The following is a 23,717-nucleotide window of genomic DNA, read 5'->3' as shown; positions in this document are numbered from 1 at the left end:
TGCATCCTCAAGGCGAAAGTAGATAGCCGCTGCGATAGGCTTCGGCACCTGCGACATGGGCGATGACCATGCCGGCGGTGGCCATGCGACGCAGCGAACGGGCGTACATCAGCCCGGCGGTGGAGCAATGGACGGGAGTGACCCGATCGGTGATCGGGTCAATGATTTCGGCGATCAATTGCCCGGCTACCAGGTACTCGCCCGGTAACACGCTGAACACCAGCAGGCCGCCGACCGGCGTGGCGACCGGTTCCACACCGGCCAGTGGTGTCGCCGGATAGAGCAGCTCAGGCAGTGGAGCCGGCTCACCGGCAATCGCGCCGAAGTGGGTCAGGTAGTCAATCAGCGCCTGGCAATCGAGGCTGGCCAGGGGGTGATTGACGTCGCCCTGGCCGCGCAATTCAACGGTCACCGAAAAGCTGCCCGACGGAATGTCGAAGTGTTCGCCGAAGCGCTCTTTCAACTGCCACCAGAGCAGGGTGAAGCATTCATCGAACGACTGGCCACCGGAATCCGTGGCCAGCAGGCTGGCTTCGGCGCCGATGTAGCGGGCCAGCGGCTCGACCTGTGGCCAGGCTTCGGGGGTGGTGTACAGATGCGCGACGGCTTCGAAATCACAGTGCAGGTCGAGCACCATGTCCGCATCGCAGGCCAGTCGTTGCAGGGTCAGGCGCTGGGATTGCAGTTGGGTATCGGCCGTCTGCCGTGCCAGTGCCTCGCGCAGATGGTTGCGGATCAGTCGCAGGTTGCTTTGCGGGTCATTACCGAGCAAGCCTTCGACGGCGTTGCCGACTTCTTCGCTGAGATCGACGAACCAGCGATTGAAGTTCTGCCCGCTTTCCAGCTCGTAGCGGCCCAGCGGTACATCCATCAGCACCTGTTCCAGGCCCACCGGGTTGGCGATGGGCACCAGGACGATTTCGCTGCGCAGGCGCCCGGCGGCTTCCAGCTCCGTCAAACGCTGCTTGAGGTGCCAGGCGACCAGCATGCCGGGCATTTCATCGGCATGCAGGGATGCCTGGATGTAGATCTTGCCGTTGGCCGCTTGGGGCCCGAAGTGAAAACTGTGGATCTGTCGTGCTGTCCCCGGCAGCGGGGCCAGCAGGTCATGTGTCTGGTGGCGCATTGGTTGTTTCCTGAAACGGTATTGAGCCTTAGTGGGTCGGCCCGAGGAAGGCCAGCCATCGGCGTTCGGCAAGGCGGAACAGGCCGACCAGCGCAAAGGTGACGGTCAGGTAGATCAAGGCGGCGATGCCGAACGACTGAAACGTCAGGAAGGTCGCCGAGTTGGCGTCCCGCGCTACTTTCAGGATGTCCGGGATGGTCGCGGTGAACGCCACGGTGGTCGAGTGCAGCATCAGGATCACTTCGTTGCTGTAGTAGGGCAACGAGCGACGCAGGGCCGAGGGCATGATCACGTAGGCATACAGCTTCCAACCGGTCAGGCCATAGGCCTTGGCCGCTTCGACTTCACCGTGGTTCATGCTGCGGATGGCACCGGCGAAGATCTCCGTGGTGTAGGCGCAGGTGTTCAAGGCGAATGCCAGGATGGTGCAGTTCATCGCATCGCGGAAAAAACTGTCGAGCAGCGGTTGTGCACGCACTGCCGCCAGGCTGTAGATCCCCGTGTAGCAAATCAGCAACTGGATATACAGCGGCGTGCCGCGAAACAGGTAGGTGTAGAACTGCACCGGCCAGCGGATGTAGCGGTGGGTCGAGACCCGGGCGATGGACAGCGGAATCGATACGAGGAAACCGAAGAAAATCGAAGCGCTGAGCAGCCACAGGGTCATGGCCAGGCCGGTGATGTTCTGGCCGTCGGTATAAAGAAAGGGTTTCCAGTATTCCTGCAGGAGTTCGATCATCGTACTGCCTCCCGTGTGCCGGCGGAGTAACGACGTTCAAGCCTGCGCAGAATGAAATTGGACGCGCTGGTGATCAGCAGATAGATCAGCGCGGCGAGCACCAGGAAGTAAAACAACTGATAGCTGCTTTTCCCGGCGTCCTGGGCAGCCTTGACCAGATCGGCCAGGCCGATGATCGACACCAGGGCGGTGGCCTTGAGCATCACCATCCAGTTGTTGCCAATGCCCGGCAGGGCATAACGCATCATTTGCGGGAACACCACGATCCAGAAGCGCTGACCGCGTTTGAGGCCATAGGCGGTGGCGGCTTCGACCTGGCCCCGCGGCACGGCGAGAATCGCGCCACGGAAGGTTTCAGTGAAATACGCACCATAAATGAAGCCCAGGGTAATGACCCCGGCGCTGAACGGGTTGATTTCGATGTATTCCCATTCCATGTAGTCGGTCAACGACGTCAGCCAGGTTTGCAGGCTGTAGAAAATCAGCAGCATCAGGACCAGGTCCGGCACGCCGCGAATGAGGGTGGTGTAGAGCTGGGCAGGCACGCGCATCAGTTTGATTTTTGACAACTTGGCACTGGCGCCCAGCAGCCCGAGCAACACGGCTACCAACAGCGACATTGCCGACAGCTTGATCGTCATCCAGGTGCCTTGCATCAGCAACGGGCCGAAGCCCTTGAGGCTGAAGGCAGAGAGCCCCAGATTTTGTAAGAGGGTTTCGAACATAAATCAGCAACCTGATCGGATGAAAAAAGCGCCCATCGCGAGATGGGCGCCGGGCATTATTTGCCGCTGTACAGGTTCAGATCGCCAAAGTGTTTCTTCTGAATGGTGGCGTAGGTGCCATCATCGTGTAACGCTTTGATACCTTTATCCAAAAGGGCTTTCAGCTCGGTGTTACCTTTCTTAATGCCGACAGCTGTCTTGGCTGGCAACAGAGGGTCATCCACCGGCTTGCTGACTTCGAAATCGGCACCCTGTGGCGACTTCAGGAAACCCAGTTCGGCTTGCAGCATGTCCTGGATGCCGGCGTCGAGACGACCGGAAGTCAGGTCTGCGTACACCTGGTCCTGGTTGGCGTAGGCCTGGGTTTTCACCCCGGCCTTGTCGAGGATGGCCTTGGCGTAGGCTTCCTGAATGGTGCCTTGCTCGTAACCGACGGTCTTGCCCTTGAGCGAGGCGACGTCGGTGGAGATGCCGGAACCTTTCTTGTACACAAGAGCGGTTGGGCCGGAGAACAGCTCGCTGGAGAAGTCGATGACTTTCTCACGGGCTTCGGTCACGGTCATCGACGAGATCACGCCGTCGAACTTGTTGGCCTTCAGGCCCGGGATCATGCCGTCGAAGTCACTTTCGACCCACTTGCACTTGACCTTCAGCTCGGCGCAGATCGCGTTCCCCAGGTCGATGTCGAAGCCGACCAGGCTGCCATCGGCCGCTTTCGACTCGAACGGTGCATAGGACGGGTCAACGCCAAAACGCAGTTCCTTGTACTCCTTGGCCAGGGCGGAGCCAGCAGCCACGCACAATGCCAGTGCAGAAAGGGTCAGCAATGCTTTTTTCATTATTCAATCCCTAAAACCAATATGAGCGCTTGTGGCGCAGAATTATTGTTACTGGAAGCGTGAGACCTATTGAAAGTAGCAATTTCCGAACCAGAGTGCCGAACGAGCGTTTTAAAAGGCGCGCGGAGAATGGCCGGAGGCAGATTTATGCACGAAATCGGGCGCAAGGAAATGACCGCACCAGCTTGGAACAAAAAGAATTAATTTTTGCGTTGCACGAAGGGTTAGCCGAGCAGGTTTTGCAGGGTCGCCAGGCTGTCGGCTTCCTCTACTGTCTTGTCCTTGCGCCAGCGCAGCATGCGCGGGAAACGCACGGCGATGCCGCTTTTGTGTCGGCGCGAGAGGGCGATGCCTTCGAAACCCAGTTCGAATACCAGACTTGGCTGAACGCTGCTCACCGGGCCGAATTTTTCCATGGTGGTCTTGCGCACGATGTTGTCGACCTGGCGAATTTCTTCGTCGGTCAGCCCGGAATAGGCCTTGGCGAAAGGCACCAGGTTGCGCTCGCTGGCGCCCGGTGGCCCGTCCCAGACCGCGAAGGTGTAATCGCTGTAAAGACTGGCGCGGCGACCATGGCCGCGTTGCGCGTAGATGAGTACAGCGTCAACGCTGAACGGATCGATTTTCCATTTCCACCACACCCCCATGTCCTTGGTGCGGCCGACGCCATACAGGGCGTCCCGGGCCTTGAGCATCAAGCCTTCGACGCCGAGTTTGCGCGAGGCTTCTCGCTGCCGGGCAAGGTCCGCCCAGCTGTCACCTTTCAACAGTGGAGACAGGCGCAGGAACGGATTGGCACATTCACAGACCACCTGCTCAAGTTGTTCGCGGCGGATTTGCTGGGTCCGGCTGCGCCAGTCCTCGCCCTGATATTCGAGCAGGTCGTAGGCGAGAACCACTACTGGCACTTCTGCAAGAATTTTCCGATCCAGGGTTTTGCGACCAATGCGCTGCTGCAACAGCGCGAACGGCAAGACCGCCGGTTCCAGCGTTGCTTGATCACCTGAGAAGCCGCTCTTGCAGGCCACGATTTCGCCGTCGATGACGGTCCCGTCGGGCAAGTCCTGGGTCAGGCTGCCGAGTTCCGGAAAGCGCTCGGTGACCAGTTCCTCACCCCGCGACCAGATCCACAATTGGCCGTCGCGCTTGATCACTTGCGCGCGAATGCCGTCCCATTTCCATTCCGCTTGCCATTGCTCGACAGGGCCGAGTACGGCATCAAATTGTTCAACGGCGGGCGACAGGGCATGGGCGAGAAAGAACGGGTAGGGCTGGCCGCCGCGTTGCGCGTGTTCATCGGATGACTCGGGGGCGATCAGCTTCAAATAGCTGGCGGCATCGGGGCGATGGCTCAAGTCGGTGTAGCCGACGATGCGTTGGGCGACACGCTTGCTGTCCAGGTGGGCCATCGCGGCCAGTGCGCGCGTCACCAGCAGCTTGGACACGCCGACGCGAAAACTGCCGGTGATCAGTTTGATGCAGACCATCAGGCTGCTGCGGTCCAATTGTGCCCATAGCGCCGGAAGCTGAGCGGCAAGGGCCTGCGGAGTTGCACCGCGTAATGGCAGCAGCTTGTCTTCGATCCAGCTGGCCAGGCCGTCGGTTGAGCGATGTGGCGATTCCGGCAACACCAGGGAAATGGTTTCCGCCAGATCGCCGACGGCCTGGTAACTCTCCTCGAACAGCCATTCGCTCAGGCCGGAACACGCCACCGCCAGCTCGCGCAACACCCGCACGGGCACCAGTTGCCGCGGACGCCCGCCGGATAAAAAGTACACCGCCCAGGCGGCGTCTTCCGCTGCGGCGCTGGCGAAGTAGCGTTGCATGGCCGCCAGTTTGACGTTGTTCGAGGTGGACGCGTCGAGTTCGGCATAGAGCTCGGCGAACGCTTTCATGACAGCACCTCGGCGTGTTCGCGTTCGTCGGTCACCGCCTCGTCTTCATCGCCGTATTCGGTGTCGAACGCCCTGGCGTCGAGGCCCTGCTCGCGCAGATGACGGACCAGGGTTGCCACCGAACCATGGGTGACCATGACCCGTTCGGCACCGGTCTGTTCGATGGCCCACAGCAATCCGGGCCAGTCGGCGTGGTCGGACAGGACGAAACCGCGATCGACGCCACGGCGTCGGCGTGTGCCACGCACGCGCATCCAGCCACTGGCGAAACCATCACTGTAGTCGCCGAAGCGGTTCATCCAGCTACTGCCGCCGGCGGAGGGTGGCGCGATGATCAGCGCCTTGCGCATCATCGGGTCGCTCTTTTTCACTTCGCTGGCATGCAGGGTCGGCGGCAGATACACCCCGGCATCGCGGTACACCTGATTGATCGGTTCAACGGCACCGTGGACCAGGATGGGACCGATGGTGGCATCGATGCCATGCAGGATTCGTTGCGCCTTGCCCAGCGAATAACAGAACAGCACGCTGGCTTTGTCTTGCGCGGCGTTGGCCTGCCACCACTGATTGATCTCGGCAAACACCTGCGCCTGGGGTTGCCACCGGTAGATAGGCAGGCCAAAGGTCGATTCGGTGATGAAGGTGTCGCAGCGCACCGGTTCGAACGGTGTGCAGGTGTTGTCGGCTTCGGTCTTGAAGTCCCCGGAGGCGACCCAGACTTCACCGCCGTATTCCAGGCGCAGTTGCGCCGAACCCAGCACATGGCCGGCGGGATGAAAGCTGAGGATCACACCGTGGTGCAGCAGCCGTTCGCCGTAGGGCAGGGTTTGCAGGTTGATGTCCTGGCCCAGCCGCGTGCGCAACAGGCCTTCCCCGGGAGACGCCGCCAGGTAGTGCCGGTTGCCGGCGCGGGCATGATCACTGTGGGCGTGGGTGATCACCGAGCGCTCGACGGGGCGCCACGGATCGATATGGAAATCGCCTGCAGGGCAATACAAACCTTCGGGACGCGAGATGACAAGGTCCATGGCGGTGCCGGAGTGGTGGGACTTGTTAGCTATGAGCAGGGCGGGAGGCGAGAAGTTCTATCGGATTTCATCGGCAAATGTGGGAGCGAGCTTGCTCGCGATGGCGGTGTATCAGTCAGCAATGATGTTGTCTGACAGGGCGCCATCGCGAGCAAGCTCGCTCCTACAGTGGGGGGGATTATTTGCCTGGGGTGAGTGTCAGCCGCGTCTTGCCATAGGCATTGTCAAAGTTCTGCGGCTGCATCGGCAGGCTCATGTACTGACCCTTGAGCCACGGCTCGATGCTGTTGAGGTAGTTCGGGCTCGCCGGGTTGCCGGACTGGCCGGTGCCGTTCTGCGCCATCAGCGGTTCGGACTGGCCGAAGTCGACGATGAAGCGTACAGCCGGTGCCCGCGTGGTGTTGAAGTCCTGACCCCAGGCGAATGCGGCAGTGTTGAGGGTGGTCTGATCGCCGCCGGCGGCGACAGGGCCGCGCACGACCTGGCCACTGCTGTTCTTCCACTCGTAGCGGTGCAGCTTGCCCCATTGCCAGGCGCGGTGATCGCCGCCCAACTGGCTATCGCCGGCGCTGATCGCTGCGGCAAGGCTGCGTGCGAGGATAGCCGGTTTGTCTTCTTTCTGCGGGGTGCGCACGTCATCCCAGAACGGGCTGTCTTCACGCCCCAGCAGGTGATCAGCCTGGGCCGCGTAGGACAACTGGCCGTTGGCAACAAAGGCTTGCCACGCCGGGCTGGTTTTCGGGCCCAGTTCGTCGAGGAAGATCTGTTCGGTGCTGGCTTGCAGGAACAGTTCGTAAATCGCCGCGTCGGCCGAAGTCGGGCTGAGTTTGCCGTCGAACGCCATCAAGCGAGTGTAGGCTTCCTGCGCCTTGGCCCGATCGGCTGGCGGTAATGCATTGATCGCCTGCTTGAGCGGCTGGGCCATGCCCGGCGCCTCGAACATCTTCTTCAACTTGATGGCAAACGTGGTGGTCTGGTCGTACTGCATGGCGATCAGGCTGCGACTGTCGTGCTTGCCCGCACCGGCCAGTTCGGCCAGACGCTCGCCACGCTCCGGTGCCGCCCACGAGTTGGACAATTGCATGCCGTAGCCATGGGGAATGACCCGCTGGTTGGCGGTCCCCAACCAGCCCTGGGCCGGGTCCTGATCGTAGGGATGCAGCATCGGGTCGGCATAACCGTCCCAATCGTAACGGCCTTCCCAACCCGGTGACGGCAGCAAGCCTTCGCCTTCGCGGCGGTTCGGGTAGCGGCCGGTCACTTGCCAGCCGATGTTACTGGCATCGGCGAACACCATGTTCAGGGCGATGGCGCGAATTTCCCGGCTGGCGTCCGAGGCTTTCTCGGCAGTCTGGGCGCGGGTCAGGTCGAAAAACGCATCCAGGGTTTTATCGTCGGTGAAGCTCGGCGTCTGCAAGGCGAGGCCAAAACCATTGGCCAGCGTGGTGCCCTGGGCGCTATTGAGCAATGGTCCGTGGCGGGTTTCGTACACTGCTTCGCGCAGCGGGCGCTGGCCTTTGACGAAGTAGGTTTCGTTGCGCACGATCACTGGCTGCCACTTGCCGTTGTTTTCGTAGGTGAGGCCGCTGCCCTGGCGTTTGATTTTCTCCAGGAACAGGTCCTGGTTATCGCCCATCACGGCGGCCATGCTCCAGGCCACTTTGCCGTTGAACCCGCCCAGCACCATCGGCAAGCCGGCGATGGTCACGCCGGAGGCCTGATACTTCGGCGCACGGATCTGTACGTAAGTGAACAGCGACGGCACGCCGAGCGGGCCATGACTGTCGTTGGCCAGCAGGCTCTTGCCGCTGCGGCTGCGTTGCGGCGCGATAGCCCAGTTATTCGATGAAGTGGCGCCGAGCAGGTTCAGGTCCGCCAGTTGGCCGGTGGCCTTGCTCAGCTCGGTGAGGCCGGGGACTTGCCCGTTGAGCTTGATGCCTTGCAGTTTTTCGCTCTCAGCCAGCGGCAGTTTTTCGTCGGGGGCGGACGGCGTCAGCCAGGCCAGTTTGTCGGTGGTGACGGTTTGCGCCAGCACCAGCGAGGAAATCTCCTCCGGCAGGTTGGCCGACTGGCTGAAGTTCAACAGGCAGAAAATCAGCGCCGAGTCTTCCGGTTGCCAGTATTCAGGCTTGTAGCCGGTGGCGGCGAGATCGGTCGGCAACTTGTCGCGGTAACGGAACAGGTAGGCGTTGACCCCGCGTGCATAGACTTCAAAGAAGCGCTTGAGGCGCGGCGAAGAGGCCTTGTACAACTCACCGGCGCTTTTCTTCAGATTGACCGCGCGCATGTAGCGGTCGGCGTCGAGCAGGTCCGCGCCGTACATTTCCGCCAGGCGACCCTGGGCCAGCAGGCGCAGGGTCGCCATTTGCGTGATGCGGTCGCTGGCGTGCACGTAGCCGAGTGCGAAGAGGGCGTCGTGGAAGCTGTTGCTCTCGATCAGGGGCATGCCCATGGCATTGCGGCGCACCGAGACGTTCTGCGCCAGTCCTTTGAGAGGCTGCACGCCGGACGTGGGCGGCAGGGTCTCCTGGGCGTTGAAGTTCTGACAACCGGTCAGGCTCAACGCGCCGGCTACTGCTGCGGCAACGCCGAACCGGGGTAGAAATCGAGAAAGGGCTGGCGAGGCCATGGCAAAGCTCCTGCGGGGGTGGTGGCGCAATAAAGCCGCTACGTTAGTGAGCCGTCGATGGCCGCGCAAGCGGGCTGGAAAGTTATTTCTGCATTTGTCCGGCAAACCGTCCATTCACCGACGATCTGCGGCGATTCGAGGGCTTGCCAGTCAACAAGGGCAGTGCTGAAGTGTGCCGATATCAAAGAATGAGAGAGCACAACCCGCATGGAGCTCAAGGCCAATGCAGCACTGATCATCATCGATCAGCAGAAAGGCATCCTCCACCCCCGGCTGGGACGGCGGAACAATCCTCAAGCCGAGGAACGCATGCTCGAGTTGCTGGGGCATTGGCGGCGCACGGCTCGACCGGTGATCCATGTGCAGCATTTGTCCCGCTCGCCAGACTCGGTGTTCTGGCCGCAGCAGCCGGGGGTGGAGTTTCAGCAGCGTTTCGAGCCCGGGGCTGGCGAACGCCTGATCCAGAAACAGGTGCCGGATGCGTTTTGCGCGACAGGGCTGGAAGCGTGCTTGCGGGAGGGGCAGATCGGGCAGTTGCTCATCGTCGGGGTGGCGACCAACAACTCGGTGGAATCAACGGCGCGGACGGCCGGCAATCTGGGGTTTGATACCTGGGTCATCGAAGATGCGTGTTTCACCTTCGACAAGGCCGACTTTTTCGGCAATGCCCGCAGCGCCGAAGACGTGCACGCCATGTCGTTGGGCAATCTGCACGGCGAATACGCCACTGTGGTGAGCTCAGACCAGATACTGGCGGCCGAAGCTTTGTAGGTGCCGGCTGACTGGCGATCAATGCGTGGCAGATTTACCGGTGCATCGCCTCGCCAGCCAGCCGGCGCCTACAAGGAAAAGTCCATCAGGCGCCGTGGCACTTCTTGAACTTCTTGCCGTTGCCGCATGGGCAAGGGTCGTTGCGGCCGACGTCTTTCAGGGCGTTGCGCACCGGTTCCTGGTGAGCGTGGCCGCAATTCGGGCCGTGCACGTGGCCGTGGTCGTGATCATGGTGATGTGCATGATCATGATCGTGGTTGCAGTCAGGGCCGTGGACGTGGGGTTGCTGGGTCATCGGTGTTGCTCCGGAATTAAATCGGCGGGGATTATCACGCCATTGCGCGCCAGGTGCACGTAGTGCGCGATGAATAAACCGGTTTCCAGTTCACCTTCCAGACGATAGGGGATCGGCTGCCGGGGATTTTTCAGTTGCTTGACCAGGTCGCGCACCTTGGACCACAGGTTGGTGCGGATCGGCACCTTGAAGTAGGCGCTGTGCTTGGGGCCGACGGTGAACCAGTGTTCGTGTTCGCCCTCGGCCAGCAGGATGTCCCCCAGATGAATGCGGTAATCCAGGCTGCGCACTGTCAGGTCGCTGTCGTTGGGATTGTCGACGCGAAAGTGCAGCAGCAGTTTTTGTTCGAGCAATTTGGCGCGCACCACTTCGACTTTCACCAGGTGCACTTGCGGGTCGGGCAGGTCATCCTCAAACCACGAGGCACATCCGCCCAGACCCAATCCCAGAAGAAGGGTAACCGTTCGCAGAGTGCGCCAATGACCGAGCATGCTGTGGCTCCATTTGCTGCCCCGTCCAGATGTTGGCGGGTGACCTCAAGCGCCGAAATACCCCGCACAGCATTTCTTGAATTTCTGTCCGCTGGCACACGGGCAGGCATCGTTGCGTCCGAGTTTGAGCTGAACGGTGGGGTCGATGAAGTACCAGCGACCGGCATTCTGCACAAAGGATGAACGCTCGCGATGGCTGTGCTCGCCGTTGCTGTCGTGCCAGCGTGCGGTGAAGGTCACGAAGGCGTGTTCCGGTTGACCACCGAGGACTTCGGAACTTTCCACGTCCAGCCCCAACCAGGTGCTCTGGGCACTCCAGTCACTGATGGACTGCTTGTCCAGGCCCGCCTGTTGCGCGGGCAGGGTGGTGGCCACCAGATAGTCGACCAGGCCCAGCACATAGGCGCTGTAGCGCGAACGCATCAAGGCTTCGGCGCACGGCGCCGGGTGCCCGGCATGGTAATGACCGCAGCAGGCATCGAGCAGGGTGCCGCTGCCGCAGGGGCAAATGGATGTACTCATTGCATTACCACCAGTATTTCCCGAAGTTTTCCGGATTGGCCCAGAAGCGCGAATTGAGCCAGTCGGGGACTTGTTTGTATTCAAGCAGATCGTAAGTGAACAGGGTCAGGACCTGATCGTCCCGTTGAAAATGCTCGCTGGCTTGCAGGGCCAGGGAAAAGAAATCGGTTTCCTGCCAGGCACAGGCCGCCAGATCAGCCAGCACCGCGATACGGCTGGCGTTGAGATTGCGGATCCCGCCCAACAGGTTCAGGCCGTCACGCTTGGGCAAATGTTCCAGGCAATCGACGGCCAGTGCCAGGTCAAAGCGCTGTGCGGCGAGTTCCACAGGCAACGGCCCGGGGGCGGCAAACGCGACGTGGCAATCCGGGTGAGCCTGTTTAAACGCATCCAGCGCCGGGAACTCGCTTGCGCCGATCAGCAACAGGCGCGCAGGGGCATACCGGTCCAGCAAAGCGGCCAGTGCCTGCTGCGGCGTGCGAGTGGATACAGCTGTAGTCATCGAAGATCCTCAATCAGATGTGCCAAGACTAGCCTGCCCGAAGGCGCGGGCCTAGAGCTGCTTCACGGCAAATCGGACAATGGGTGGTCCATACAGGATTAAACAGCAATGGCCTATTGCTGGCGGAGTTTAAGACTCGGGTCTTTACTACCTGAATCGGTTCTAAGCCGATCCTTCAGGAGAAAACTAGATGAGCATAGTTCGGACAGCATTACCCTTGGTTCTGCTAACCAGTGTGTTGACTGGTTGCGCAGGTTTGCAGAAAACCGACTGGCCGACCTGTGCGGCCGTTGGTGGTGTCGTAGGTGCGGGGCTCGGTGCGACCGAGAGTTCGTCATGGGCAGGCTATGGCGCACTGCTCGTCGGTGGTACGGCAGCGGCTTATTGCTGGGTTCACGGTGATGGCGACGAAGACGGCGATGGTGTGCCGGATAGCCGCGACAAGTGCCCGCACACGCCTAAAGGCGTGCAGGTCGATGCTGACGGCTGCCCTCCACCAGTGCCTGCACCAGTGGTTGAAGAAGCTGTAGTGGTCAAGGAAGAAACCATTGTCATCCGCGATGTTCACTTCATGTTCGACAAAGCCACGCTGACCGCGTCTGACAAGCAGGTACTCGACAAGATCGCCACCCGCTTGAAGGCAGAAGCGCCAACTGCTCGCTTGACCGTCACCGGTCACACCGACAGTGTGGGCAGCGATGCCTACAACCAGAAACTGTCGGATAAACGCGCGCACTCGGTGGTTGAGTACCTCATCCATGAAGGCGTGCCACGCAGCAACTTCGTGTCTGTGACCGGTGCCGGTGAAAGCCAGCCAGTTGCCGATAACAAAACCGCCGACGGTCGCGCACAAAACCGTCGTACCGAAATCAAAATCCAGCGTTAAGCCCCCCTCGCATCCGCGCCTTGTGCAGTCGCGGATGCGGGTCTTTACTCCTGTGTAACCGGTATTGGCCGGTGACACAGGAGCTTTCAACATGATCCTTCTCACAAGGACCGTCCTGCCGGTTCTGCTGCTTGGCAGCCTTCTGACCGGTTGCGCAACACACAGTGATGGCACTGCCCCCCTCAATCAACGTACCTGGCCTATCTGCAGCGTGATCGGCGGCCTGGTCGGTGGTGGCCTGGGCGCGATCGAAAGCGGCGGATGGGCCGCCGGCGGCGCCGCCCTCGGTATTCTGGGTGGCGGCTTGATCTGTTACGCCCAGGATGGCGACGAAGATGGCGACGGCGTGTTCGACCGACGTGACCGTTGCCCCGATACCCCGGCCAATACACCGGTCGATCATCGAGGCTGTCCGCTGCCGCAGTACCCGGCCAGCGTGAAGCCTGCCGAACCTGCGCAATCTGAAGTCATTACCCTGAGCGACGCTGGCAATGTGCTGTTTGCTTTCAACAAATCCGACCTGACGCCCGAGGCGAAGAGCCAGCTGGATTCGTTGATGGGTAAGTTGCAGGACGCCGATGTGGTGAGCATCAAGGTGGTGGGGCATACCGACAGCAAGGGTACGGAGGCCTATAACCAGGCTCTGTCCGAGCGTCGAGCCAGCAGCGTGGCCGAGTACCTGATCAACCAGGGGCTGGCGCCGAGCAAAATCACCAGCGAAGGCAAGGGTGAAAACCAACCCATCGCCGACAACGAAACCGAAGAAGGCCGCGCGAAGAACCGTCGTGTGGAACTGCATATCAACCGCTGACCAGCGCAATAGAGCCGTCCGGCGATGAAAATCGATCGTCGCGACGGCCGTTCGGCGGCATCCCTGAAGAATTTTCCGTTGCCCTCTGGCTTATCCCGCGTGGAAGCCGTTACTGTGCGCGCAAATAATAATTCTCACCGGGGGAGCGTATGAAGGTGTTATGGGGGCTGGGGAAGCTGTTGACCCTGCTGTTCTGGCTGGTGGTGCTGGCCAATCTGCTCACGCCGTTTGTCAATCCGCTGCACCTGCTGGTCAATCTGGCCGGTGGCGTGCTGGCATCGATTCATCTGCTGGAGGCGCTGTTGTGTTATCGCAGCCTCCGGGGGCGCAGCCATCCCTGGCTTGATCGCCTGATGATCCTGATTTTCGGCGTTTTCCACCTGCAAACCATTCCGGCCCCCGTCGCACCGAAGGCTTCCCATGCGTAAATTTTGTCTGCTCGCTGTATTCATCAGTCCATTGGCCTGCGCACAGGTGGTCAGTGTTGAAACCAATTCCTTGATGCGTTTGCCCAACACCGCCAGCACCCTGCAACTGGAACGCCTGGAAGTGGCTGACTACGGCACCCTGCTGATTCCTTCGAATGTAACGGAAGTGACAGTAGACGAACTGCACCTGGGGCGTGAGGCGCGGATCGCTATCGTGCCGGGCGAGCAGGCGCTGGCGCTGAAAGTGCGCAAAGCGCAGTTGTCCGAAGGCAGCCAGATCACTTCGCGCGGTGCACCGGGGACTTATCAGAAAGCGGCCCGTTCCGGACGCAACCTCGACTTGCAGATCAAGGCACTGAACGCAGCACAGTTGCTGGTCGATGCACGTGGTGGCGCCGGCGCACCTGGCTTCGTCGGTCTCGACGGCGCCAACGGCCAGGAACCAGGTTGTACCTGGGGCCAGGCCGGTCGCGGTGCCGATGGCAGCGATGGCAGCGACGGTCAACCTGGTGCCCCGGGTGCCTTGGTCAAGCTGGCCGTGCCTCACGATTATCCAGCCGAGCGAATCAAGGTTCAGGTCGCCGGTGGTGCCGGTGGCGTAGCAGGCCCTGGCGGCAAGCCGGGCGCGGGCGGCAAGGCCAAGGGTTGCCTGGTCTACCAGACCGAGGGTGGCAAGAGCGGGCGCCCCGGGGCTGATGGCCAGCCTGGGCCTGCCGGGGCGGCCGGTTCGGTGACCGTGCAGCGCTTGTAAACAGTTCGCTCAGGCACTTCGCGGGTTTGCCCGCGAGGTGCTTCAGAACATCGGGCGCGCCGCGGCAATCGCCACCAGCGCCAGTCCCACCAGCAGGTTGATTCCCACCAGCTTGCGAATCCGTCCCAGCACCGCAGCACCGGCCGGCCAATCCTGTTCCGTCACCGCGGTGCGCAACTCCGGCAGCAACAGCGCCTGAATGCGAATGAACAGTGCCGTCATCACCACGTACAGACCCATCATCACCTGCACATAACGCGGCGCCGTTTCAAAGCCGTTGAAGTGCATGTGCAGCATGCCCACGCCGCTGATTGGCAACAGCACCACCGCGACCCAGACCCAGCGGAAAAAACCTTGAAACACTTCTACCCACAGCTTCAGCCGGGCAGGGCCTTCCAGAGCCTTCATCGCCGCGGGGCGCAGGACCATCCAGGCGAAAAACATGCCGCCGACCCAGACCAGGGCGGCCAGTACATGCAGGCTGTAAATGAGGCTAAAAGGTGTCATTGGGGTACTCCGTTCTGCGCGGGATTCATTAGCGGGGTATGATAGCGGCCGAATCGAACCACTGAAAATTTATCCAGCGTTTTTTGCGCCCGACATCACATGATCAGCACTGAACTCAAAACCACGATCCAGGGCGCCTATTCGCGTTTTCTCGAAGCCAAGAGCCTCAAGCCGCGTTACGGCCAACGCCTGATGATCGCTGAAGTCGCCAAAGTCCTGGGTGATATCGACACCGACGACGAAGGCCGGCGCAGTGGCGACCCGGCGATTGTCGCGGTGGAAGCCGGCACCGGTACCGGTAAAACCGTGGCCTACAGCCTGGCGGCGATCCCGACTGCGAAGGCGGCCGGCAAACGCCTGGTGATCGCCACCGCTACCGTCGCCCTGCAGGAGCAGATCGTCTACAAGGATTTGCCCGACCTGATGCGCAACAGCGGGCTGAATTTCAGTTTCGCCCTGGCCAAGGGGCGTGGGCGTTACATGTGCCTGTCCAAACTCGACATGTTGTTGCAGGAAGGTCACGCGCAAACGGCTACCGCGCAGTTGTTCGAGGAAGAAGGTTTCAAGATCGAGGTCGACGAGGCCAGCCAGAAGCTGTTCACCAGCATGATCGAAAAGCTCGCCGGCAATAAATGGGACGGCGACCGAGACAGTTGGCCCAATGCGCTGGAGGACGCCGACTGGGCGCGCCTGACCACCGATCACAGCCAGTGCACCAACCGTCATTGCCCGAACTTCGGCCAGTGCGCCTTCTACAAGGCTCGCGAAGGCATGGGCAAGGTCGACGTCATCGTCACCAACCACGACATGGTCCTGGCCGACCTGGCCCTGGGCGGCGGCGCCGTATTGCCGGACCCGCGCGACACCATCTATGTGTTCGACGAAGGCCATCACCTGCCGGACAAGGCCATCGGCCATTTCGCCCATTACACGCGTTTGCGCTCCACGGCCGACTGGCTGGAAAGCACCGCGAAGAACCTCACCAAGTTGCTGGCGCAGCACCCGCTGCCGGGCGATCTGGGCAAGCTGATCGAACAGGTGCCGGAGCTGGCGCGGGAGATCAAGACCCAGCAGCAGTTCATGTTCACCGCCTGTGAGCAGATTGCCGACTTCAAGCCCGGCGAAGACGTCGAAGGCCGCGAGCGCCCACGGCACCGTTTTGTCGGCGGGGTGATTCCCGAGCACATGCGCGAGATGGGCATCGAGCTGAAGAAAGGCTTTGCTCGTCTCAACGACTTGTTCACCCGCCTGACCGATCTGCTCAAGGAAGGCATGGACGGCGAGGTCAATATCGGCATCGCCAGCAACCAGGCCGAAGAGTGGTATCCACTGTTCGGTAGCCTGTTGTCCCGCGCTTCCGGCAACTGGGAGCTGTGGACTGCGTTCACCGCCGAAGATCCGGAAGACAACCCGCCAATGGCGCGCTGGCTGACCCTGGCCGAAAGCGGTTCGCTGTTCGATATCGAGGTCAATGCCAGCCCGATCCTTGCCGCGGAAATGCTCCGGCGCAACCTGTGGAACGTCGCCTACGGCAGTCTGGTGACCTCGGCAACTTTGACCGCCCTTGGTACCTTCGACCGTTTCCGCATGCGCGCCGGCCTGCCGAAAAAAGCCGTGACGGCCGTGGTCCCAAGCCCCTTCCACCATGCTGATGCCGGTGTGCTGCGGGTGCCGAACCTCAATGCCGATCCACGTGATGCAGCGGCCCACACGGCGGCGATCATCCGTGACCTGCCGGAGCTGGTTGAAGGCTCGCGAGGCACCCTGGTGCTGTTCTCTTCGCGCAAACAGATGCAGGACGTGTTCGACGGCCTCGACCGCGATTGGCGCAAGCAAGTGTTCATCCAGGGCAACCTGTCGAAGCAGGAAACCCTGAACAAGCACAAGGCGCGGGTCGACGGCGGTGATTCCAGCGTGTTGTTTGGCCTGGCGAGTTTCGCCGAAGGGGTCGACTTGCCGGGTGCCTATTGCGAACACGTGGTGATCGCCAAGATTCCGTTCTCGGTGCCTGACGACCCGGTCGAGGCCGCTTTGTCCGAATGGATCGAGGCTCGGGGCGGTAATCCGTTCATGGAAATCTCGGTGCCGGACGCCTCGCTGAAGCTGGTCCAGGCCTGCGGTCGCCTGCTGCGTACCGAAGAAGACCGCGGCACCATCACCTTGCTCGATCGTCGCCTGGTGACCCAGCGCTATGGCAAAGCCATCCTCAACGCGCTGCCGCCATTCCGCCGTGAAATTTCCTGAGACACCGGCAGGCAATTTTGCCTGCCGTGTTGTCTATCTCTCGCTACCGTTATTTCACTGGCCCCTTGAGGGTCGTTAGGGAGACATTCGTCCTCATGATTCGCCGTTCGTTGCCTGCTGTTTTTGCCCTGCTGTTCACGACACCGCTGTTGGCCGCGCCCGCGGGCCAGCAGACGCTGTTCAACTTTGTGCGCCCCGCCGATGTGGTTCAGGTGGCGACCCAGGACGCCAGCCTGCCGCAATCCAACGCCGAGCAAACTCCTGAGGGTGAAGTGTTGCGCCGGGTGACGTTCAACCCGGTGGCCCGTCCGACCCTGCGCCTGACCCCGCAAACCGGCGCCTGGGACTGGTCGCAATCGGGCGTCATGAGTCTGCGTATCCAGAATGCGATGAACTGGGCGCTGACCCTGTACGTCACGGTGCAGAGCAACGACGGCAAGACCCTGGTCAGCCGCGTTGACCTGCCGGCCGGCCCGGCGCAAACCCTGCTGGTGCCGCTGCAACCCACTTCGCCACTGAACCTGGGCATGAAAGCCGGGCCGCCCATGCCGATGACCGTCGATGGACAGCGCGTGCTGCTGGCCAGCAGCGCCGGTGAGCTGGATCGCGGGCAGGTGGTGTCGGTGAGCTTGTCGATGGATCAGCCGAAAGCAGCGCAAAGCATTCTGCTCGAGCGTTTTGGCGTGCAGGACGGCGAGGCGGTGACCCACACCGTGTATGGCAGCCTGGTGGATGCCTACGGCCAGTCGACCCGGGCCAAGTGGCCGGAAAAGATCAGCAACGACGAGCAATTGAAAAGCGCCGCCGCCAAGGAGCAGCAACAACTGAAGACCTGGCTGGCCGAGCGCGAGAAGTCCTCGCTGGACAAGTTCGGCGGCTTGAACAAAGGCGCGGAGTTCAAGGCCAGTGGTTTTTTTCGCACGGAAAAGCGCGATGGACGCTGGTATTTGGTAACGCCGTTGGGGCATCCGTTTTATTCGCTGGGGGTAAACACCGTTGCGCCGGACGTGAATCAGACTTACGTCGCCGGGCGCGAGTGGATGTTCGAATCCCTGCCGAAAGCGGATGACGCGCTGGCAAGCCACTTTGGCGAAGGCGACAACCGTGGCGGCAATGGCGTCGACCAGGGCCGCGGTTACAACAACGGGCGTTGGTACGACTTCTATGCCGCCAACCTGCAGCGTTTGTACGGCGATCCGTGTGCGCAAGCCACGCAGGCTCCTGCCGAAACGACTGAGCCCAAACCCGAGCAACCGTGCAAGGCCACGCTCGATGATAAACGCTGGACCGGCCACACCCTCAATCGCCTGCAAGCCTGGGGTTTCAACACCCTTGGCAACTGGAGTGCGCCTGATTTGGGCGATGCCGAGCGCGTGCCGTACACCTTGCCACTGTCGATCGTCGGCGATTACGCCAGCATCAGCACCGGTACCGATTGGTGGGGCGGCATGCCCGATCCGTTCGATCCGCGCTTTGCCATGGCCACTGAACGCGCCGTGGCCATTGCGGCCCGCGACCACCGTGACGATCCGTGGCTGATCGGTTACTACGCCGACAACGAACTGGCCTGGGCCGGTCCCGGCGACGACCCGAAAGCCCGCTACGCCTTGGCCTACGGCACCTTGAAAATGACCACCGATGTGCCGGCCAAGCGCGCTTTCCTCAAGCAACTGCGCGACAAGTACCGCAATCAGGCCGGCCTGTCGAAAGCCTGGGGTATTGATCTGCCAGCCTGGGAATTGATGGAAGATCCGGGTTTCGTGCCGCCGTTGCCAAACCCTGAGCACCCGGAAATCGAAGCCGACTTCAAATACTTCCAGAAAGTCTTCGCCGACACCTACTTCAAGACCATTTCCGATTCGCTGAAATGGCACGCGCCCAATCACCTGCTCTTGGGTGGTCGGTTCGCCATCAGCACCCCGGAGGCTGTGGAGTCCTGCGCACAGTATTGCGACGTGCTGAGCTTCAACATGTACACCCTGCAACCGCAGGACGGTTATGACTTCGCCAAACTGCGCAGCCTCGACAAGCCGGTGCTGATTACCGAATTCAACTTCGGTTCGGCGGATCGCGGTCCGTTCTGGGGCGGTGTGACGCAATTGGCGAAGGAAGAGGATCGCGGTCCGGCGTATGCCAACTTCCTCAAGCAGGCCTTGAGTGAGCCGTCGATTGTCGGCGTGCACTGGTTCCAGTACCTGGATCAACCGGTGACCGGTCGCCTGCTCGATGGCGAGAACGGCCACTTCGGGCTGGTGGGCATCACCGATTTGCCGTTCCAGGGCTTTGTCGAAAGTGTGCGTAAAAGTAACCTGGCGACCGTCGAGCAGTTGGGTAAAGAGGCCGAAAAAGCCGCTGCCGCCGCTGACAAGGCCGCCCACGATGCCGAGGGCGGTAGAAAGGCCGAGGCCGGCAAGGGACCAGGTAAAGGCGCGGGTGGCCATTCCGGCAATGGTCATTGATATTTGACTGCCAGCCTGTCGGCTCCTTCTTGCAGGAGCCGGCTGGCTGGCGATCAGGCCCGACGGCGTCCATCTGTCGGCGACCGCCCAGCCCAAGCCTGTTCCCAAAACCCTCAAGGGCTGGAACAATGCCCGCCACTTTGTAGAGCGGTTATCCGGGGAGTTGCGGGTGCAGATTCAGGGACATTACGAGCTTCAGTTCGAGCCAGTGCGCGAAGCGTTCGCAGCGCTGTTCGACGATTCCCAGGAACGTGGCGCGGCGTTATGCATCCAGATCGGCGGTGAAACCGTCATCGACCTGTGGGCCGGCACGGCCGACAAGGATGGCAGCGAGGCCTGGCACAGCGACACCATCGCCAATCTGTTCTCCTGCACCAAAACCTTTACCGCTGTGACCGCATTGCAACTGGTGGCCGAAGGCAAACTGCAACTGGATGCCCCTGTCGCCCGCTATTGGCCTGAGTTTGCGGCGGCCGGCAAAGAATCCGTCACCCTGCGCCAGCTGCTCTGCCATCAGGCCGGTCTGCCGGCATTGCGTGAATTGTTGCCGCCCGAAGCGCTGTACGACTGGCAAACCATGGTCGATGCGCTGGCCGCCGAAGCACCCTGGTGGACGCCCGGCGACGGTCACGGCTACGCGGCCATCACCTATGGCTGGCTGGTCGGCGAGTTGTTGCGTCGTGCCGATGGCCGTGGTCCCGGTGAGTCCATCGTGGCGCGAGTGGCTAAACCCCTGGGTCTGGATTTTCACGTCGGTCTGGCTGACGAAGAGTTCTATCGCGTGGCGCATATCGCCCGTGGCAAGGGCAACGTTGGCGACGCGGCGGCTCAGCGCCTGCTGCAGGTGACCATGCGTGAGCCCACCGCCATGACCACCCGTGCCTTCACCAATCCGCCATCGGTGCTGACCAGCACCAATAAACCCGAGTGGCGGCGCATGCAGCAGCCTGCCGCGAATGGGCATGGCAATGCCCGCAGCCTGGCCGGTTTCTACGCCGGCCTGCTGGATGGCAGCCTGCTGGAAAGCGACATGCTCGATGAGCTGACCCGTGAGCACAGCCTTGGCGAAGACAAGACTTTATTGACCCGCACCCGTTTCGGTCTGGGTTGCATGCTTGATCAACCGGACGTTGCCAACGCCACCTACGGCCTCGGACCGAAGGCATTTGGCCATCCGGGTGCCGGCGGTTCCATCGGCTTTGCTGATCCTGAGCACGATGTGGCGTTCGGCTTTGTGACAAATACCCTGGGACCGTACGTCTTGATGGACCCTCGCGCGCAAAAACTGGCGCGGGTGTTGGCCACTTGTCTGTAAAACGCATCAACGGGTTCCAGGGCCGGAACCCGACAGCCTTTTCAGTTTCAAACCGACTGTTTATGTGGGCTATAGCGGCCTGATTTTCATTGTTTTTTATTTTCTGGATATCTTATGTCACCTAAATCCACCCTCGCTCTGGCCCTTTGCTTTGCCATTACCGGTTGCGCACAGACCCCGCAGAATGACTCGGGCGCAGCCTCTCAGAAAGCGGCGGCAACTGCCCCAGTCACCAAGGCCGAGAGCAGCAACCCCTGGTATTGGCCGTTTGGTTCGGATGACAGTGCTGCCAAGCCTGCGGTGAAGGCTGACGTCAAAGCTGAAGCCAAGCCTGAAGCCAAGCCTGAAGCCAAACCGGTCGCTGTGGCCAAGACCGATGCCGATTCCGGCAGCAAGTGGTGGTGGCCGTTCGGCGGCAACAAGGAACAGAGCGCCACCAAAGCCGTGCCGATGCCTGATCCGAAAGTCACCCAGGCCTGGCTGGACGACTACGAGCCGCGCCTGCGTGAAGCGATCAAGGACAGCAACCTGCAACTCGAACGTCGCGAAAACGTGCTGGTGGTGACCGCTCCGGTCCAGGGCTCGTTCAACCCGGATCGCCCGGCCATGCTGCTGCCGGTTACCCTCGGCCCGTTCACCCGTGTCGCCAAGATCCTGGAAGTCGATCCAAACACCGCCGTACTGGTCCTTGGCCACAGTGACACCACCGGTGCCGCAGCGGCCAACGTGAAGCTGAGCCAGGAGCGTGCCCAGGCTGTGGCCGCGATCTTCCGCCTCAGCGGTTTGCAGCGTGATCGCCTGATGTTGCGTGGCCTGGGCGGTGATGCCCCGCGTGCTGCCAACGACAGCGCCGAAGGTCGTGCCCTGAACCGTCGTGTGGAGCTGCTGGTCACCCCACAGAACACCATGATTGCCTTGCTGAGCAAATACAACATGCCAGCTCCGGCCCCGGTGACGATGGTGGCTGCCGCTGATCCCAAGCCTGTTGCCAAACCTGTGACGCCGGCGCCGGCTGCGAAGAAAGCCGCCGTCCCCGTCACGAAAAAAGCCCCGGCGAAGAAGGCTCCAGCCAAGAAGACACCGGCGAAAACCGCCACCCCGGCGAAAAAGACTGCGCCGGCCAAGGCCGCCACGGCTGACAAGAAAGTCGCCGCGACCGATACTGCCAAGCAGTGATCCGTTAACCAAAAAGGAATGCGCCATGACCCAGGGCCTGGCTGATATGCGTCGTGACTACACCCGTGATGGCCTGACCGAGGCACAAGCCCCGGCCGAGCCGTTTGCGCTGTTTCACCAATGGTTCGCCGACGCGGTGAAAACCGAGCAGGCACCGGTGGAAGCCAATGCCATGACCCTGGCCACGGTCGATCAGGACGGTCGGCCGCATTGCCGCATTCTGCTGCTCAAGGGGCTCGACGAGCAGGGCTTCACCTTCTTCACCAACTACGAAAGTGCCAAGGGCCAGCATCTGGCGGCGAATCCGTTCGCCGCCATGACCTTCTTCTGGCCAGCGCTAGAACGTCAGGTGCGGATTGAAGGGCGGGTGGTGAAGGTGTCGGCGCAAGAATCCGACGCCTATTTTCAGGTTCGCCCGCTGGGCAGCCGCCTCGGGGCCTGGGCTTCGCCGCAAAGTCGCGTCATTGCTGACCGAGGTGAACTGGAAACCTTGCTGAAGAACACCGAGGCGCGCTTCAGCGACACGCAACCGCATTGCCCGGAACACTGGGGCGGCTATCGCCTGCTGCCGGAGCGCATCGAGTTCTGGCAAGGTCGTGCGAGCCGCCTGCACGACCGCCTGAACTATCGCCAGCAGGGCGCCGACTGGATTCTTGAACGTCTGGCACCCTGAGCAGTCTACCGACCGGGATAGCCTGCCGCGGCGGCCTCCAGCCACTTCGACAGGTCTCGACGCTTGATATTTTGCGCCCGGGCCTGGGCCAGTTGTTCGAGCATGAAGGCTTTTTTCTGCTTGTCCTTGCCTGCCAGCGATAACGCCAGGTCGCGGTCCATCCAGCGTCTTATCCGCACGTACAACCACCCGTGGAAGTACAGACCAGCGACGGTAGTGACGAAAATGATAAAGTAGTCCATGTGAATCCTTGGCTGATGGCGCAGCAGTCCGATTTTGCCGCTACTGTGTGGTGAGCTCGTGAAAGCGCCTTAATAGGGCCTGAATCAAACCCATTTTATCCGGGCGGTGCCGTGACAGGCGTCAAGCCGCGGAGTTAAATGACTACCTGTTTCTTTGGAGTTGATGCTATGCGTAAGTCTGTTCTGCTGGTTGCTTCCTTTTCCACCATGGCGATGTTGCTCACTGGCTGCCAATCGAGCCTGACCGGTGACTCCTACTCCCGTGACGAAGCGCGTCGCGTGCAGACGATTCGCATGGGTACCATCGAAGCCTTGCGTCCGGTGAAAATCGAAGGCACCAAGACCCCGATCGGCGGCGCTGCAGGCGCAGTGGTCGGCGGCGTAGGCGGTAGCGCCATCGGTGGCGGCAAAGGCAGCGTTGTTGCAGCCGTTATCGGTGCCGTGGCCGGCGGTCTGCTCGGTTCCGCCGCAGAAGAAGGCCTGACCCGCACCCAGGGCGTGGAAATCACCGTACGTGAAGACGACGGCAGCATGCGCGCCTACGTGCAGGAAGTGCAGCCGAACGAAGTGTTCCGCGTCGGCGAGCGTGTACGCATCTCCACCGTGGGTGGCACCAGCCGCGTTTCGCACTAAGCGCGAATCCGGATAAAACAAAACCCCGAT

The 23,717-nt window shown here is 61.4% G+C and carries 24 protein-coding genes; 11 read left to right on the top strand and 13 right to left on the bottom strand.

Features of this window, described 5'->3' with window-relative positions; translation table 11 throughout:
- Positions 1–7: 7 nt before the first annotated feature.
- From EIY72_RS01315 to EIY72_RS01285, 7 genes are all read right to left on the bottom strand, one after another.
- Positions 8–1,126 carry a succinylglutamate desuccinylase/aspartoacylase family protein gene (locus EIY72_RS01315; RefSeq protein WP_093225971.1) on the bottom strand — a complete coding sequence of 373 codons (1,119 nt, stop codon included), beginning with the start codon at positions 1,124–1,126 and terminating at the stop codon, positions 8–10.
- Between the two features lie 28 nt (positions 1,127–1,154).
- Positions 1,155–1,865, bottom strand: coding sequence for an ABC transporter permease (locus EIY72_RS01310; protein ID WP_093225969.1), 711 nt, complete (start codon positions 1,863–1,865; stop codon positions 1,155–1,157).
- Complete coding sequence (locus EIY72_RS01305) at positions 1,862–2,590, bottom strand: ABC transporter permease (RefSeq protein WP_093225967.1); 729 nt, start codon at positions 2,588–2,590, stop codon at positions 1,862–1,864. Before EIY72_RS01305 ends, EIY72_RS01310 begins: the two co-directional genes overlap by 4 nt.
- Positions 2,591–2,646: 56 nt before the next feature.
- A complete protein-coding gene (locus tag EIY72_RS01300; protein ID WP_093225964.1) occupies positions 2,647–3,429 on the bottom strand; it encodes a transporter substrate-binding domain-containing protein in 783 nt (260 codons plus the stop codon).
- Positions 3,430–3,653: 224 nt separating this feature from the next.
- Positions 3,654–5,324: an ATP-dependent DNA ligase gene (locus EIY72_RS01295; protein WP_093225961.1), complete on the bottom strand. Its 1,671-nt coding sequence runs from the start codon at positions 5,322–5,324 to the stop codon at positions 3,654–3,656.
- On the bottom strand, positions 5,321–6,352 hold the full coding sequence (locus EIY72_RS01290; RefSeq protein ID WP_093225957.1) for a ligase-associated DNA damage response exonuclease: 1,032 nt from the start codon (positions 6,350–6,352) through the stop codon (positions 5,321–5,323). Before EIY72_RS01290 ends, EIY72_RS01295 begins: the two co-directional genes overlap by 4 nt.
- A 178-nt stretch (positions 6,353–6,530) precedes the next feature.
- Positions 6,531–8,981, bottom strand: coding sequence for a penicillin acylase family protein (locus EIY72_RS01285; protein ID WP_093225955.1), 2,451 nt, complete (start codon positions 8,979–8,981; stop codon positions 6,531–6,533).
- A gap of 207 nt (positions 8,982–9,188) precedes the next feature.
- On the opposite strand from EIY72_RS01285, the gene EIY72_RS01280 reads away from it, so the two are divergent.
- On the top strand, positions 9,189–9,752 hold the full coding sequence (locus EIY72_RS01280; protein ID WP_093225952.1) for a cysteine hydrolase family protein: 564 nt from the start codon (positions 9,189–9,191) through the stop codon (positions 9,750–9,752).
- A gap of 85 nt (positions 9,753–9,837) precedes the next feature.
- Here EIY72_RS01280 and EIY72_RS01275 read toward each other — a convergent pair whose 3' ends face one another.
- The 4 genes from EIY72_RS01275 to EIY72_RS01260 are packed head-to-tail and all read right to left on the bottom strand — an operon-like array spanning position 9,838 to position 11,562.
- Positions 9,838–10,047: an SEC-C metal-binding domain-containing protein gene (locus EIY72_RS01275; protein WP_093225947.1), complete on the bottom strand. Its 210-nt coding sequence runs from the start codon at positions 10,045–10,047 to the stop codon at positions 9,838–9,840.
- Positions 10,044–10,538 carry an LEA/WHy family protein gene (locus EIY72_RS01270; protein WP_093225944.1) on the bottom strand — a complete coding sequence of 165 codons (495 nt, stop codon included), beginning with the start codon at positions 10,536–10,538 and terminating at the stop codon, positions 10,044–10,046. Before EIY72_RS01270 ends, EIY72_RS01275 begins: the two co-directional genes overlap by 4 nt.
- 45 nt (positions 10,539–10,583) lie before the next feature.
- On the bottom strand, positions 10,584–11,060 hold the full coding sequence (locus EIY72_RS01265) for a YchJ family protein (RefSeq protein ID WP_093225942.1): 477 nt from the start codon (positions 11,058–11,060) through the stop codon (positions 10,584–10,586).
- Between the two features lie 4 nt (positions 11,061–11,064).
- On the bottom strand, positions 11,065–11,562 hold the full coding sequence (locus tag EIY72_RS01260) for a DUF6231 family protein (RefSeq protein ID WP_093225938.1): 498 nt from the start codon (positions 11,560–11,562) through the stop codon (positions 11,065–11,067).
- Between the two features lie 190 nt (positions 11,563–11,752).
- On the opposite strand from EIY72_RS01260, the gene EIY72_RS01255 reads away from it, so the two are divergent.
- The 4 genes from EIY72_RS01255 to EIY72_RS01240 all read left to right on the top strand — a co-directional run bounded on the left by EIY72_RS01255 (position 11,753) and on the right by EIY72_RS01240 (position 14,438).
- Entirely contained in the window at positions 11,753–12,448 is a 696-nt protein-coding gene (locus EIY72_RS01255) for a PA1041 family peptidoglycan-binding anchor lipoprotein (protein WP_093225935.1), read from the top strand.
- Positions 12,449–12,539: 91 nt separating this feature from the next.
- Positions 12,540–13,259: a PA1041 family peptidoglycan-binding anchor lipoprotein gene (locus EIY72_RS01250; RefSeq protein ID WP_093225933.1), complete on the top strand. Its 720-nt coding sequence runs from the start codon at positions 12,540–12,542 to the stop codon at positions 13,257–13,259.
- Positions 13,260–13,408: 149 nt separating this feature from the next.
- Positions 13,409–13,687, top strand: a complete 279-nt coding sequence (locus EIY72_RS01245) for a DUF1145 domain-containing protein (protein WP_093225930.1) — start codon at positions 13,409–13,411, stop codon at positions 13,685–13,687.
- Complete coding sequence (locus EIY72_RS01240) at positions 13,680–14,438, top strand: collagen-like triple helix repeat-containing protein (RefSeq protein WP_093225927.1); 759 nt, start codon at positions 13,680–13,682, stop codon at positions 14,436–14,438. The genes EIY72_RS01245 and EIY72_RS01240 overlap by 8 nt, the downstream gene beginning before the upstream one ends.
- A gap of 42 nt (positions 14,439–14,480) precedes the next feature.
- On the opposite strand, the gene EIY72_RS01235 is transcribed toward EIY72_RS01240, so the two are convergent.
- Entirely contained in the window at positions 14,481–14,945 is a 465-nt protein-coding gene (locus EIY72_RS01235; RefSeq protein ID WP_093225925.1) for a CopD family protein, read from the bottom strand.
- 99 nt (positions 14,946–15,044) lie between these two features.
- Between EIY72_RS01235 and dinG the strand changes: the two genes are divergently transcribed.
- The 5 genes from dinG to pdxH all read left to right on the top strand — a co-directional run bounded on the left by dinG (position 15,045) and on the right by pdxH (position 22,812).
- Positions 15,045–17,189 carry an ATP-dependent DNA helicase DinG gene (dinG, locus tag EIY72_RS01230; RefSeq protein ID WP_093225922.1) on the top strand — a complete coding sequence of 715 codons (2,145 nt, stop codon included), beginning with the start codon at positions 15,045–15,047 and terminating at the stop codon, positions 17,187–17,189.
- 95 nt (positions 17,190–17,284) lie between these two features.
- Positions 17,285–19,648: a beta-galactosidase gene (locus tag EIY72_RS01225; RefSeq protein ID WP_093225919.1), complete on the top strand. Its 2,364-nt coding sequence runs from the start codon at positions 17,285–17,287 to the stop codon at positions 19,646–19,648.
- Positions 19,649–19,817: 169 nt separating this feature from the next.
- Positions 19,818–20,963: a serine hydrolase domain-containing protein gene (locus EIY72_RS01220; RefSeq protein ID WP_093225916.1), complete on the top strand. Its 1,146-nt coding sequence runs from the start codon at positions 19,818–19,820 to the stop codon at positions 20,961–20,963.
- A 114-nt stretch (positions 20,964–21,077) separates the two neighbouring features.
- On the top strand, positions 21,078–22,139 hold the full coding sequence (locus tag EIY72_RS01215; RefSeq protein WP_093225913.1) for an OmpA family protein: 1,062 nt from the start codon (positions 21,078–21,080) through the stop codon (positions 22,137–22,139).
- Positions 22,140–22,164: 25 nt separating this feature from the next.
- Positions 22,165–22,812 carry a pyridoxamine 5'-phosphate oxidase gene (gene pdxH, locus EIY72_RS01210; protein WP_093225910.1) on the top strand — a complete coding sequence of 216 codons (648 nt, stop codon included), beginning with the start codon at positions 22,165–22,167 and terminating at the stop codon, positions 22,810–22,812.
- 5 nt (positions 22,813–22,817) lie between these two features.
- On the opposite strand, the gene EIY72_RS01205 is transcribed toward pdxH, so the two are convergent.
- Positions 22,818–23,054: a hypothetical protein gene (locus EIY72_RS01205; protein ID WP_093225907.1), complete on the bottom strand. Its 237-nt coding sequence runs from the start codon at positions 23,052–23,054 to the stop codon at positions 22,818–22,820.
- A 168-nt stretch (positions 23,055–23,222) separates the two neighbouring features.
- Here EIY72_RS01205 and EIY72_RS01200 point away from each other — a divergent pair, with 168 nt between their 5' ends.
- Positions 23,223–23,687 carry an outer membrane lipoprotein gene (locus EIY72_RS01200; RefSeq protein ID WP_093225904.1) on the top strand — a complete coding sequence of 155 codons (465 nt, stop codon included), beginning with the start codon at positions 23,223–23,225 and terminating at the stop codon, positions 23,685–23,687.
- Positions 23,688–23,717: the final 30 nt, after the last annotated feature.

Origin of the sequence: Pseudomonas vancouverensis, from assembly GCF_004348895.1 — a bacterium.
Taxonomy (GTDB): Bacteria; Pseudomonadota; Gammaproteobacteria; order Pseudomonadales; family Pseudomonadaceae; genus Aquipseudomonas; species Aquipseudomonas vancouverensis.
Note: the sequence above shows the minus strand (reverse complement) of the source record. Positions and strands in the feature narration are given on the sequence as shown.

Bases quoted from the DNA above. Each gene is read 5' to 3' on its own strand.
- EIY72_RS01315 (WP_093225971.1), bottom strand. From the start codon at position 1,126: ATGCGCCACCAGACACATGACCTGCTGGCCCCGCTGCCGGGGACAGCA.
- EIY72_RS01310 (WP_093225969.1), bottom strand. From the start codon at position 1,865: ATGATCGAACTCCTGCAGGAATACTGGAAACCCTTTCTTTATACCGAC.
- EIY72_RS01305 (WP_093225967.1), bottom strand. From the start codon at position 2,590: ATGTTCGAAACCCTCTTACAAAATCTGGGGCTCTCTGCCTTCAGCCTC.
- EIY72_RS01300 (WP_093225964.1), bottom strand. From the start codon at position 3,429: ATGAAAAAAGCATTGCTGACCCTTTCTGCACTGGCATTGTGCGTGGCT.
- EIY72_RS01295 (WP_093225961.1), bottom strand. From the start codon at position 5,324: ATGAAAGCGTTCGCCGAGCTCTATGCCGAACTCGACGCGTCCACCTCG.
- EIY72_RS01290 (WP_093225957.1), bottom strand. From the start codon at position 6,352: ATGGACCTTGTCATCTCGCGTCCCGAAGGTTTGTATTGCCCTGCAGGC.
- EIY72_RS01285 (WP_093225955.1), bottom strand. From the start codon at position 8,981: ATGGCCTCGCCAGCCCTTTCTCGATTTCTACCCCGGTTCGGCGTTGCC.
- EIY72_RS01280 (WP_093225952.1), top strand. From the start codon at position 9,189: ATGGAGCTCAAGGCCAATGCAGCACTGATCATCATCGATCAGCAGAAA.
- EIY72_RS01275 (WP_093225947.1), bottom strand. From the start codon at position 10,047: ATGACCCAGCAACCCCACGTCCACGGCCCTGACTGCAACCACGATCAT.
- EIY72_RS01270 (WP_093225944.1), bottom strand. From the start codon at position 10,538: ATGCTCGGTCATTGGCGCACTCTGCGAACGGTTACCCTTCTTCTGGGA.
- EIY72_RS01265 (WP_093225942.1), bottom strand. From the start codon at position 11,060: ATGAGTACATCCATTTGCCCCTGCGGCAGCGGCACCCTGCTCGATGCC.
- EIY72_RS01260 (WP_093225938.1), bottom strand. From the start codon at position 11,562: ATGACTACAGCTGTATCCACTCGCACGCCGCAGCAGGCACTGGCCGCT.
- EIY72_RS01255 (WP_093225935.1), top strand. From the start codon at position 11,753: ATGAGCATAGTTCGGACAGCATTACCCTTGGTTCTGCTAACCAGTGTG.
- EIY72_RS01250 (WP_093225933.1), top strand. From the start codon at position 12,540: ATGATCCTTCTCACAAGGACCGTCCTGCCGGTTCTGCTGCTTGGCAGC.
- EIY72_RS01245 (WP_093225930.1), top strand. From the start codon at position 13,409: ATGAAGGTGTTATGGGGGCTGGGGAAGCTGTTGACCCTGCTGTTCTGG.
- EIY72_RS01240 (WP_093225927.1), top strand. From the start codon at position 13,680: ATGCGTAAATTTTGTCTGCTCGCTGTATTCATCAGTCCATTGGCCTGC.
- EIY72_RS01235 (WP_093225925.1), bottom strand. From the start codon at position 14,945: ATGACACCTTTTAGCCTCATTTACAGCCTGCATGTACTGGCCGCCCTG.
- dinG (WP_093225922.1), top strand. From the start codon at position 15,045: ATGATCAGCACTGAACTCAAAACCACGATCCAGGGCGCCTATTCGCGT.
- EIY72_RS01225 (WP_093225919.1), top strand. From the start codon at position 17,285: ATGATTCGCCGTTCGTTGCCTGCTGTTTTTGCCCTGCTGTTCACGACA.
- EIY72_RS01215 (WP_093225913.1), top strand. From the start codon at position 21,078: ATGTCACCTAAATCCACCCTCGCTCTGGCCCTTTGCTTTGCCATTACC.
- pdxH (WP_093225910.1), top strand. From the start codon at position 22,165: ATGACCCAGGGCCTGGCTGATATGCGTCGTGACTACACCCGTGATGGC.
- EIY72_RS01205 (WP_093225907.1), bottom strand. From the start codon at position 23,054: ATGGACTACTTTATCATTTTCGTCACTACCGTCGCTGGTCTGTACTTC.
- EIY72_RS01200 (WP_093225904.1), top strand. From the start codon at position 23,223: ATGCGTAAGTCTGTTCTGCTGGTTGCTTCCTTTTCCACCATGGCGATG.